This is a genomic window from Clostridium sartagoforme AAU1 (genome assembly GCF_000401215.1).
In the GTDB taxonomy this organism is placed as follows: domain Bacteria; phylum Bacillota; class Clostridia; order Clostridiales; family Clostridiaceae; genus Clostridium; species Clostridium sartagoforme.
This window is the reverse complement of record NZ_ASRV01000239.1, coordinates 1-9,772: the sequence shown is the minus strand read 5'-3', so window position 1 is coordinate 9,772 and position 9,772 is coordinate 1. Positions and strand designations below refer to the sequence as shown.

10 protein-coding genes are annotated in these 9,772 nt (G+C 29.0%); 8 read left to right on the top strand and 2 right to left on the bottom strand.

All coding sequences use genetic code 11. From position 1 onward, the window contains the following. The first annotated feature begins 62 nt into the window (after positions 1–62). Positions 63–1,466: a transcription termination factor Rho gene (gene rho, locus A500_RS18580; RefSeq protein ID WP_016209121.1), complete on the top strand. Its 1,404-nt coding sequence runs from the start codon at positions 63–65 to the stop codon at positions 1,464–1,466. 168 nt (positions 1,467–1,634) lie between these two features. On the opposite strand, the gene A500_RS18575 is transcribed toward rho, so the two are convergent. Both A500_RS18575 and rpmE read right to left on the bottom strand, forming a co-directional pair. Further along, positions 1,635–2,735: an MGDG synthase family glycosyltransferase gene (locus A500_RS18575; protein WP_016209120.1), complete on the bottom strand. Its 1,101-nt coding sequence runs from the start codon at positions 2,733–2,735 to the stop codon at positions 1,635–1,637. A 227-nt stretch (positions 2,736–2,962) separates the two neighbouring features. Further along, complete coding sequence (rpmE, locus tag A500_RS18570) at positions 2,963–3,169, bottom strand: 50S ribosomal protein L31 (RefSeq protein WP_016209119.1); 207 nt, start codon at positions 3,167–3,169, stop codon at positions 2,963–2,965. A 152-nt stretch (positions 3,170–3,321) separates the two neighbouring features. Here rpmE and A500_RS18565 point away from each other — a divergent pair, with 152 nt between their 5' ends. The 7 genes from A500_RS18565 (at position 3,322) to upp (ending at position 9,734) form a co-directional block, all read left to right on the top strand. Continuing rightward, a complete protein-coding gene (locus tag A500_RS18565; protein ID WP_016209118.1) occupies positions 3,322–3,909 on the top strand; it encodes a thymidine kinase in 588 nt (195 codons plus the stop codon). A gap of 17 nt (positions 3,910–3,926) precedes the next feature. Beyond that, positions 3,927–5,693: a peptide chain release factor N(5)-glutamine methyltransferase gene (prmC, locus tag A500_RS18560; RefSeq protein ID WP_016209117.1), complete on the top strand. Its 1,767-nt coding sequence runs from the start codon at positions 3,927–3,929 to the stop codon at positions 5,691–5,693. Positions 5,694–5,756: 63 nt separating this feature from the next. Then, on the top strand, positions 5,757–6,842 hold the full coding sequence (gene prfA, locus A500_RS18555; RefSeq protein ID WP_016209116.1) for a peptide chain release factor 1: 1,086 nt from the start codon (positions 5,757–5,759) through the stop codon (positions 6,840–6,842). A gap of 50 nt (positions 6,843–6,892) precedes the next feature. Then, positions 6,893–7,480: a hypothetical protein gene (locus A500_RS18550; RefSeq protein ID WP_016209115.1), complete on the top strand. Its 588-nt coding sequence runs from the start codon at positions 6,893–6,895 to the stop codon at positions 7,478–7,480. A gap of 20 nt (positions 7,481–7,500) precedes the next feature. Continuing rightward, entirely contained in the window at positions 7,501–8,550 is a 1,050-nt protein-coding gene (locus A500_RS18545) for an L-threonylcarbamoyladenylate synthase (protein ID WP_016209114.1), read from the top strand. A 74-nt stretch (positions 8,551–8,624) separates the two neighbouring features. After that, the gene (rpiB, locus tag A500_RS18540) at positions 8,625–9,074 is read left to right on the top strand and encodes a ribose 5-phosphate isomerase B (protein ID WP_016209113.1); all 450 of its coding nucleotides are present in this window, start codon (positions 8,625–8,627) and stop codon (positions 9,072–9,074) included. A gap of 30 nt (positions 9,075–9,104) precedes the next feature. Beyond that, entirely contained in the window at positions 9,105–9,734 is a 630-nt protein-coding gene (upp, locus tag A500_RS18535) for a uracil phosphoribosyltransferase (protein ID WP_016209112.1), read from the top strand. The last annotated feature ends 38 nt before the right edge of the window (positions 9,735–9,772 follow it).

Below are 9,772 nucleotides of genomic sequence, written 5' to 3'. Positions count from 1 at the left end.
TTTATTATGAATATATAGTCATAATTAATTTATAAATGAAAATATTATATGGAGGTGTAATTTTGACTAAAGAAATGTATGAAAGAAAAACATTAGCTGAGTTAAAAGAAATTGCTAAAGAAATTAATATAAAAAATATAAGTAAACTTAAAAAAAATGAACTTATAGATGCAATAATTGAAAATACTCCTAAGAGTATAGAAAAAAATGGAGTTGTATTACAAGAAAAAATAACTCCTAAGGTGAAGGTAGAAGAAGTTAGTAATACTGTAATTACAGAAGTAAAGGAAGAAAATAAAGAAGAAAAAAGAGAAAGACTAAAAGTTATGATAAATGAATCTAATAGCGCTAAAGGTGTTTTAGAGATATTAGAAAATAATAGTTTTGGATTTTTAAGATGTAACAATTATCAAACAGGTGAAAATGATATTTATGTATCTCCATCTCAAATAAGAAGATTCAATCTTAGAACTGGTGATGAAGTAGAAGGAAAAGTAAGAGAAGCAAAAGATGGTGAGAAATTTAAGGCACTACTTTTTGTTGAAAGAGTAAATGGTGAAAATCCAGAGAGAGCTGTTAGAAGACAATCTTTTGAGACATTAACACCTATTTATCCTCAAGAAAGGCTACATCTAGAAACTAATAATGAAGGAGATCTATCTTCAAGATTAATGGATATAATTTGTCCTATAGGTAAAGGACAAAGAGGAATAATAGTAGCCCCTCCTAAAGCAGGTAAAACAACTTTATTAAAAAAAGTTGCTCAAAATATCTCTAAAAACTATCCCGATATTAAACTTATAGTATTGCTTATAGATGAAAGACCAGAAGAAGTAACTGACATGAAAAGATCTATAAATGGTGATGTTATTTATTCAACCTTTGACGAAGAGCCTCAAAATCATGCAAAAGTTTCTCAAATGGTACTAGAAAGAGCCAAAAGAATGGTAGAGCAAGGAAAAGATGTAGTTATACTACTAGATAGCTTAACAAGGCTATCAAGAGCTTATAACTTAACAATAACTCCAACAGGTAGAACTCTATCAGGTGGTCTAGATCCTGGAGCGCTAATAATGCCTAAAAAATTCTTTGGAGCAGCTAGAAATATTGAAGAAGGAGGAAGTTTAACAATACTTGCTACAGCTTTAGTAGACACAGGATCAAGAATGGATGATATGATATTTGAAGAGTTTAAAGGAACTGGAAACATGGAAGTTCATTTAGATAGAAAGCTTCAAGAAAGAAGAATATTCCCAGCAATAGATATATATAAATCAGGCACAAGAAAAGAAGATTTAATATTATCTGATGAAGAAAAAGAAGTTTCATATTCTATTAGAAGAGTAATGTATAGAGATGGTAATGTAGAAAATGTAACTGAAAAATTAATAAATATGCTTTCAAAAACAAAAAGTAATAAAGAATTTATTAATATATTTAGTAAAAGTGAAATAGAGAGAAAGTAATATTTTGCGAAGCAATTTATTAGTGAAAAGTTAAGAGTGAAAGAGTGAAAAGTTGAGGATGTTTTGCCCTGCAAAACTTGAAATATATAGATGTAAAGCACCTTTTATTCAAAAATCCCGCAAGGATTTTATCCTTCACTTTTTCCCTATTCACTCTTTCACTTTTCCCTATTTATTTATTAGTTGGTTAGCTAATTTAACTATCTTTTCTTTAGAATAACAAGCTGATATTTTAGATAACTTAAAACGCATTTTTTCTAATTCTTTAGGATTTGAAATCAAATTATCTATTTTGAAATTTAACTCTAAAAGATTGTCTACATATATAGCATATCCATTAGAAGTTAAGAATTCTACATTCTGAGTTTCTTGTCCTGGAATGGCAAATGGAATTAATAAAGGTAAGTTTTTTGTTATAGCTTCAGTAACAGTTAAACCACCAGGTTTACTTATTATCAAGTCAGAATATTCCATTAATGAATCGATATCTTTTGAAAAACCTAATATATGTAGTTTTTTATCTTTCATTGAATGGCTATATTCGTTTAATAAGTTATTCTTAAGCTTTTCATTTTTACCACAAACTACCGTTATTCTGAGTTTATGAGAATTATTCAATAATTCTTTTAAAACATAAGAAATATTTTTTAATCCCATACTTCCACTCATTAATAAAATATTAAAATAATCATCATTTTTAGCAGTTTTAATATCAGATTTATTTTCTAAGAATTCATCTTTTACAGGAATACCGAAAGAGAATATTCTTCTAGAATCTATTCCTCTGCTTGCTAAATTTTCTTTTGTATTTTCACTTGCAGTTATATAAGCATCAATATTTTTATCTATATATGTTGAATGAGCTTTAAAATCTGTTACTATAACAATTACAGGTTTATTTAAGCCTTTTTTCTTTAGTGACCCCATTATGTTTACAGCAAATGGATGAGTAATTAAAATTATATCTGGATTTACTGAATTTATTAATTTTGATATTTTTCTTTTAGTAAAGAAAAATACAAGAGATAATAGTTTATTTGTAAATCCAGTATCAGTAAGTTTATAGGCTAATCCATATGTCTTAGGGAAAAATGAAGCAGATATCTCATATCCGCTAATAAATAATTTGGTCAAAATCTTACTATTATTTTTCAAAAAATCATGGCGTATAACTTCATATCCAGACTTTTCAAAATTTCCAGATATAGAATTTGCAGCTTGATTATGACCCTCACCCGTAGAAGTTGATATTATTAAAATTTTCTTCATGATTATATAACACTCACTTTTCTAAATAACATAATATATTTTTAATAGAAATTAAAATAGTTTTGAAATTTATGACAATAAATAATTACTATATATATTATAATATAAATTTTAAAATAAAGTATAAAAAAGAAAAATCTAAGATAAATTTAAGAAACTGAAGAAAAAATTAAGAAAATAAAGATAGTAAAGAAAAAATGGGAAAGACAATGTCTTTCCCAGAATTTCTATTTGTTAAGATTAAATCTCTTATTGAATTTGTCAACTCTTCCGCCAACATCAATGATTTTTTGTTTACCAGTGAAGAATGGGTGGCATTTAGAGCATATTTCTACTTTAAGTTCTTCTTTAACTGAACCAGTTGTAAAAGTATTTCCACATGCACACTTAACTACAGCTTCGTGGTTGTATTTTGGATGTATGCCTTCTCTCATATTTTTCACCTCTTTCGACTACTTAAATAACCATTTGAGTATATCATAGGAGAATAATTGAGTCAAGATAATTACATAATAAAATATCTTTGATTAGTTATAAGGTAAAATGCTATAATCTTAGTATATATCTAATGAAAAGGAGACGTATTATGAGTAAATTATATTTTAGATATGGTGCTATGAATTCAGGAAAATCAACACATCTTATGCAAGTAGCCTATAATTATGAAGAGAGAGGCATGAAGGTTATATTGATGAAGCCTCATACTGATAAAAAAGGTGGAGAGAAATTAATTTCAAGATTAGGTGTTGAAAGAAAAGTAGATTTAGTTGTTTATAATGAAGATGATGTATTAGAAAAGGTTAAAGAATATAAAGAAAAAAATGGGAATATAGATTGCATTTTAGTAGATGAAGTTCAATTTTTAAAGGCAAATCAAATAGATCAATTATTTGAATTAGCAATTGTTTTAGATATACCAGTAATATGCTATGGTTTAAGAACAGATTTTAAAATGCAAGGTTTTGAAGGAAGCACCAGATTATTATTGCTTGCTCATAGTATAGAGGAAATGAAGACAATATGTAAATGTGGAAGAAAAGCAGTTTTAAATGGAAGAAAAATTAATAATAGATTTGTATTCGAAGGAGAACAAATTGCTATAGACAATGTGGATAATGTAGAATATGAATCTTTATGTGGGCACTGTTATTTTAAGTACAAAAATAATTTATAAATAGGAAGAGTGGTAGAATGAAAAAGTGCGAGGTTGGAGGTCAAGCTGTTATTGAAGGTGTTATGATGAGAGGAAGCAAAGGTCAAGCTACAGCTGTTAGAACTCCAGATAAAGAAATAAAGATAGAATTTAAGAAAATAATTCCTATAACTAAAAAATACAAATTTTTAAATATTCCATTTATTAGAGGTATATTTGTGCTTTTAGATTCTTTAATTACAGGAATTAATACATTAAACTATTCAGCATCATTTTTTGAGGATGAAGATGAAATAGAATCAAAATTTGAAATATGGCTAAAAAATAAATTTGGAGATAAAAGTAATGACTTAATAATAGGAGCAACAATGATATTATCCTTTTTTATTGCTATAGGGTTATTTGTGGCTTTACCAACAGGGATAGCTTCTTTATTTAACATGAGATTAACTATGCCAGCAATAGCATTAAATTTAATCGAAGCTATAATTAGAATTGCAATATTACTTATATATATGTATTCTATAAGCAAGATGGAAGACATATATAGAGTATTTCAATATCATGGAGCTGAGCATAAATCAATATTCTGTTATGAATCAGGAGAAGAATTAACAGTAGAAAATGTAAGAAAGTTTGGTAGATTCCATCCAAGGTGTGGAACAAATTTCTTATTTTTAATTATGTTTGTTAGTATAATAATATTTAGCTTCACTGGTTGGGGAGGATTTTTTGAAAGACTTATACTTAGAATAGTCCTAATTCCATTCGTATCAGGAATAACATATGAATTAATAAGATGGCTTGGCAAGAATGACAATAAGTTATCAAAAATAATAGCATACCCAGGATTGAAACTTCAAGAGCTTACAACTAAGGAGCCAGATGATGATCAAATAGAGGTTGCTATTGCAGCTCTTATGAGTGCAGAAGGAATCAAGCCAAAAGAAAAGACTATTGGAGATTTATTAGATATAGGATCAAAAATATTAAAAGCAGAAGACATAGATACATATATGTTAGATGCCCAATTATTACTATGTAATGTTTTAGCAAAAGATAAGGTATATATAATAACAAATAGGGAAAAAGAAGTTTCAGCTAAAGATGAAAAAGAATACTTAAATTTAATAGAAAAAAGAAAAGGAAAAATGCCTATAAAATATATTTTAGGTGAAACAGAATTTATGGGATTAGACTTTGATATAGAAGAAGGAGTTTTAATACCAAGAGGAGACACTGAAATATTAGTTGAAGAAGTATTATCAGTTATAGGAGAAGATGATGAAATAGAAATCTGCGATTTATGTTCAGGAAGTGGAGCAATAGGTATATCTATTGCATCTTACAGAAAAAAAATAAGAGTAGATGAAATTGATTTTTATAATATTCCAGAGAAGATAACTAAAAAAAATATAGTTAAGCATGGGCTAGAAGACAGGGTTATCTTTATAAAGAGCGATTTGTTATCAGAAGCAATAAAAGAAGAAAAGAAATATAGTATAATAGTATCTAATCCACCATACATTAAAGCCTATGAAATTGATAATTTAATGGATGATGTTAAAAAATATGAACCACATACAGCTTTAGATGGTGGAGACGATGGATTAATATTTTATAGAAGAATAATAAAAGAAAGTAAGTATGTATTAAAAGAGAAGGGGTTATTAGCATTTGAAATTGGTCATGATCAAGGAGAAGATGTTAGTGAGTTAATGAAAGAAGCTGGATTTTCTAATATAAAGTTAGTAAAAGATTTGGCAGGATTAGACAGAGTTCTACTGGGATACTTTAAATATTGATAAGTTTCTATCTCTTGTGATATAATATGGAGATGTTAAAAAATATAGTACGGAGTGATATTTATGTTATTAGATAAATTGGCTTTTATAGAAAATAAATATGATGAGTTATCTGTAAAGATATCAGATCCTTCAATAATGGCTAACCAAAGTGAATGGAGAAAGCTATGTAAGGAGCATGCTGATTTAGAAATTATAGTTACTGCATATAGAGAATATAGAACAGTTACAGATGATTTAGAAGCAAACAAAGAAATGTTATCAGAAGAAAGCGATAAAGAAATGAGAGAAATGCTTTCAGAAGAAATTTCATTGTTAGCAACAAGAAAAGAAGAATTAGAAAATCATATACAAATTCTTTTATTACCTAAGGATCCAAATGATGATAAGAATGTTTTTGTAGAAATAAGAGGTGGTGCAGGTGGAGATGAAGCAGCATTATTTGCAGCAAATCTATTTAGAATGTACACAAGATATGCAGAAACACAAAGATGGTCAGTTGAACTAATGAGTGCTAACGAAACTGATATTGGTGGATTTAAAGAAGTAGTATTTATGATTAAGGGTTCAGGAGCTTACTCTAAACTTAAATATGAAAGTGGAGTTCATAGAGTTCAAAGAGTTCCAGATACAGAATCAAGCGGTAGAATTCACACATCTACAGCAACGGTAGCTGTATTACCAGAAGTTGATGACGTTGAAATAGAAATAAACGAAAAAGACTTAAGAATAGATGTATATAGATCTTCAGGTAATGGAGGTCAATGCGTTAATACAACAGATTCAGCAGTAAGAATCACACATTTACCATCAGGACTTGTTGTTGCATGTCAAGATGAAAAATCACAATTAAAAAATAAAGAAAAAGCTATGAAGGTTTTAAGGTCTAGATTATATGAAGCTGCAGAAGCTGAAAGAAGTGCTGGGATAGCAGAAGATAGAAAGAGCCAAGTAGGTTCAGGGGATAGAAGTGAGAGAATAAGAACTTATAACTACCCACAAGGAAGAGTTACTGACCATAGAATTGGATTAACACTTTATAAATTAGAATCATATTTGAATGGTGATATAGATGAAGTTATTAATGCATTAATTACAGCTGACCAAGCAGAAAAAATGAAAAAAATGGGAAATACTGACGCTATTTAATAAAAAAGCCTTGCATTTGATAATGTAGGGCTTTTAAAGTAGGTGGAAGAATGAAAATAAATAAAGCATTAAAAAAGGAAAGAAAGCACAAAAATCAATTCTTTATATTAATGTTCATACTATTTATAATACTTCCTTTAGTAGCTTTATTAGCAGAAATAAGAGCTATGTTCTTATGGATTTATCTATTAGTTTTAGAAGTATTAATAATAATATCATGTATAAGTAAATTAAATTATCACAGATTAAAGTTTTCGTGTATAAATAATAAGTTAAAATTTAAAAGTGGACTATTTTCTAAAGAGTCTGTTATACTATGTGATAAAGTAATTTCTGTTCATACTGATAAATTTAGAGAAGATATGGATATAGTAATTATGACTACGACCAGATTCAGGAATAAGTATTTGAAGCCTATAAGCAAGATATTTATTAAAAAATATCCAGAAGCTGCAGAAGAATATTTAAAAATAAAGAAGATTAATCCAGAAGAAACTTATTATTTTCAAGTTATAAGAAAAGGTGCTCTTAAAAAATATATTTTATTAGATGAAATATATAAAAATTGTGTTCGAGCATCATATACAGCTTCAGCTATAGAAAATATTAAAATAGCAAGAGAACAAATAGAAATATAAAGAGAAAGAGGGTAGAACTTTTGGAAACAAAGGTAGCTATTATAAAAGATATTGATAAAGATATTGAATATTTAATTGAAGCGGCAAAGATTATACATAATGGAGGAATTGTTGCATTTCCAACAGAAACTGTATATGGATTAGGTGGAAATGCTTTAAATGCTAAAGCTGTAGAAAAAATATTTAAAGCCAAAGGAAGACCACAAGATAATCCTTTGATAGTGCATGTATCTTCAAAAGAAATAAATTATTTAGTAAGTGAAGTGCCCGAAGTAGCACAAAAGCTTATTGATAAATTCTGGCCAGGACCTCTTACAATAATACTAAATAAAAAAGACATAATTCCAAATGAAACTAGTGCAAATTTAGATACAATAGGTATAAGAATGCCAAATAGTAATATTGCATTAAAACTTATAGAGTTATCAGGATATCCAATTGCAGCACCATCGGCTAATATATCAGGAAGGCCTAGTCCAACTGAAGTTGAACGCTGTATTGAGGATTTAAATGGAAAAGTGGACTATATACTTGGAGGAGAAAAAAGCAATGTTGGGGTTGAATCAACCATAGTTGACTGTACAGTATATCCTCCTATGGTCTTAAGGCCGGGTGGAATAACTTTAGAAATGTTACAAGAAGTTTGTAAGGGCATAAAGATAGATAAAGCAATACAAGGAAAACCAGATGAAAATCTAAGGCCAAAGGCGCCAGGAATGAAGTATCGACATTATGCACCTAAGGCAAAATTGAAAATAATAAAAGGAAATAAGCAAAAAACTATTGAAAAAATTAATGAAATAGTACAAAATTATATAGAAAATCAAAAAGAAGTTGCAATACTATCTACAGATGAATTATGTAGTAATTTTAATAGTGGTAAAGTAATTTCCTTAGGAAGTGAAAAAAATCTATACGATGTAGCAAGAAACCTATTTGAATCTCTTAGAGAGTGCGATGATTTAAACGTAGATGTTATTTTATGTCAAGCTTTTGATGAAGAAGGGGTAGGTTTAGCTATAATGAATAGATTAAATAAAGCATCAGGCTTTGACATATTAGAAGTATAATTAGGGAGGGAGGGGGAAACCTTTCCTTTTTTATTATAAAAAATTACCAATACAGTGATAGGAGGTACATTTTTATGAAAATAGCAATTGGATGCGATCATGGTGGAGTCGAATTAAAAGAAGAAATAAAAAAATACTTATTCGAAGCAGGTTATGAAACAAAAGACTTTGGAACTAACTCCAACGAATCTTGTGATTATCCAGATTACGCCATATTGGTAGCAGAAGCAGTAGCATCAAAAGAATTCGATTTTGGAATTCTAATATGTGGAACAGGTATAGGTATTGGTATTGCAGCCAATAAGATTCCTGGAATTAGGGCAGCACTATGCTCTGATACTTTTAGTGCACATGCAACAAGAGAACATAATGATGCAAATATATTAACTATAGGGCAAAGGGTTGTAGGACCAGGATTAGCATTAGATATAGTAAAAACATTTTTGAACACAAAGTTTGAAGGTGGAAGACATCAAAATAGAATTGATAAAATAACAGAGATAGAAAAGAAATATTATAAATAATAAAAATAAATAGCCGTAGGAGGAATATAAATGAGTAAAGTAACACAAATAGATCACCCATTAATATTACACAAATTAGCTTTTATAAGAAGTAAGGAAACAGGGTCAAAAGACTTCAGAGAACTAGTAGAAGAAGTTTCAATGCTTATGGCTTATGAAGTAACAAGAGATTTAAGTACAGAAGAAGTAGAAATAGAAACACCAATTTGCAAAACAAAATGCAAAATGTTATCAGGTAAGAAGGTGGCTATAGTTCCTATATTAAGAGCTGGGCTTGGTATGGTAGACGGTATGCTTAAGCTTATACCAGCAGCTAAGGTTGGTCACATAGGTTTATATAGAGATGAAGAAACTCTTCAACCAGTAGAATACTTCTGCAAGTTACCACAAGATATAGCAGAAAGAGATGTAATAGTAGTAGATCCAATGTTAGCAACAGGAGGATCAGCTGCAGATGCTATAACTATGCTAAAGAAAAGAGGAGCTAAGAATTTAAGACTTGTATGCTTAATAAGCTCTCCAGAAGGTATTGAACTTGTTCAAAAGCTTCATCCTGATGTAGATATATATGTTGCGGGAATTGATGAGAAGTTAAATGAGCATGGATACATAGTCCCAGGACTTGGAGATGCAGGGGATAGATTATTCGGAACTAAGTAATTATTATGTAATTGGAAATGAGCTGTAGTAACAGCTCA

What these genes read in the sequence shown, in the direction of transcription:
- A500_RS18575 (WP_016209120.1), bottom strand. Translation starts at nt 2,735, where the DNA reads ATGAAGAAAATTTTAATAATATCAACTTCTACGGGTGAGGGTCATAAT.
- rpmE (WP_016209119.1), bottom strand. Translation starts at nt 3,169, where the DNA reads ATGAGAGAAGGCATACATCCAAAATACAACCACGAAGCTGTAGTTAAG.
- A500_RS18565 (WP_016209118.1), top strand. Translation starts at nt 3,322, where the DNA reads ATGAGTAAATTATATTTTAGATATGGTGCTATGAATTCAGGAAAATCA.
- prmC (WP_016209117.1), top strand. Translation starts at nt 3,927, where the DNA reads ATGAAAAAGTGCGAGGTTGGAGGTCAAGCTGTTATTGAAGGTGTTATG.
- prfA (WP_016209116.1), top strand. Translation starts at nt 5,757, where the DNA reads ATGTTATTAGATAAATTGGCTTTTATAGAAAATAAATATGATGAGTTA.
- A500_RS18550 (WP_016209115.1), top strand. Translation starts at nt 6,893, where the DNA reads ATGAAAATAAATAAAGCATTAAAAAAGGAAAGAAAGCACAAAAATCAA.
- rpiB (WP_016209113.1), top strand. Translation starts at nt 8,625, where the DNA reads ATGAAAATAGCAATTGGATGCGATCATGGTGGAGTCGAATTAAAAGAA.
- upp (WP_016209112.1), top strand. Translation starts at nt 9,105, where the DNA reads ATGAGTAAAGTAACACAAATAGATCACCCATTAATATTACACAAATTA.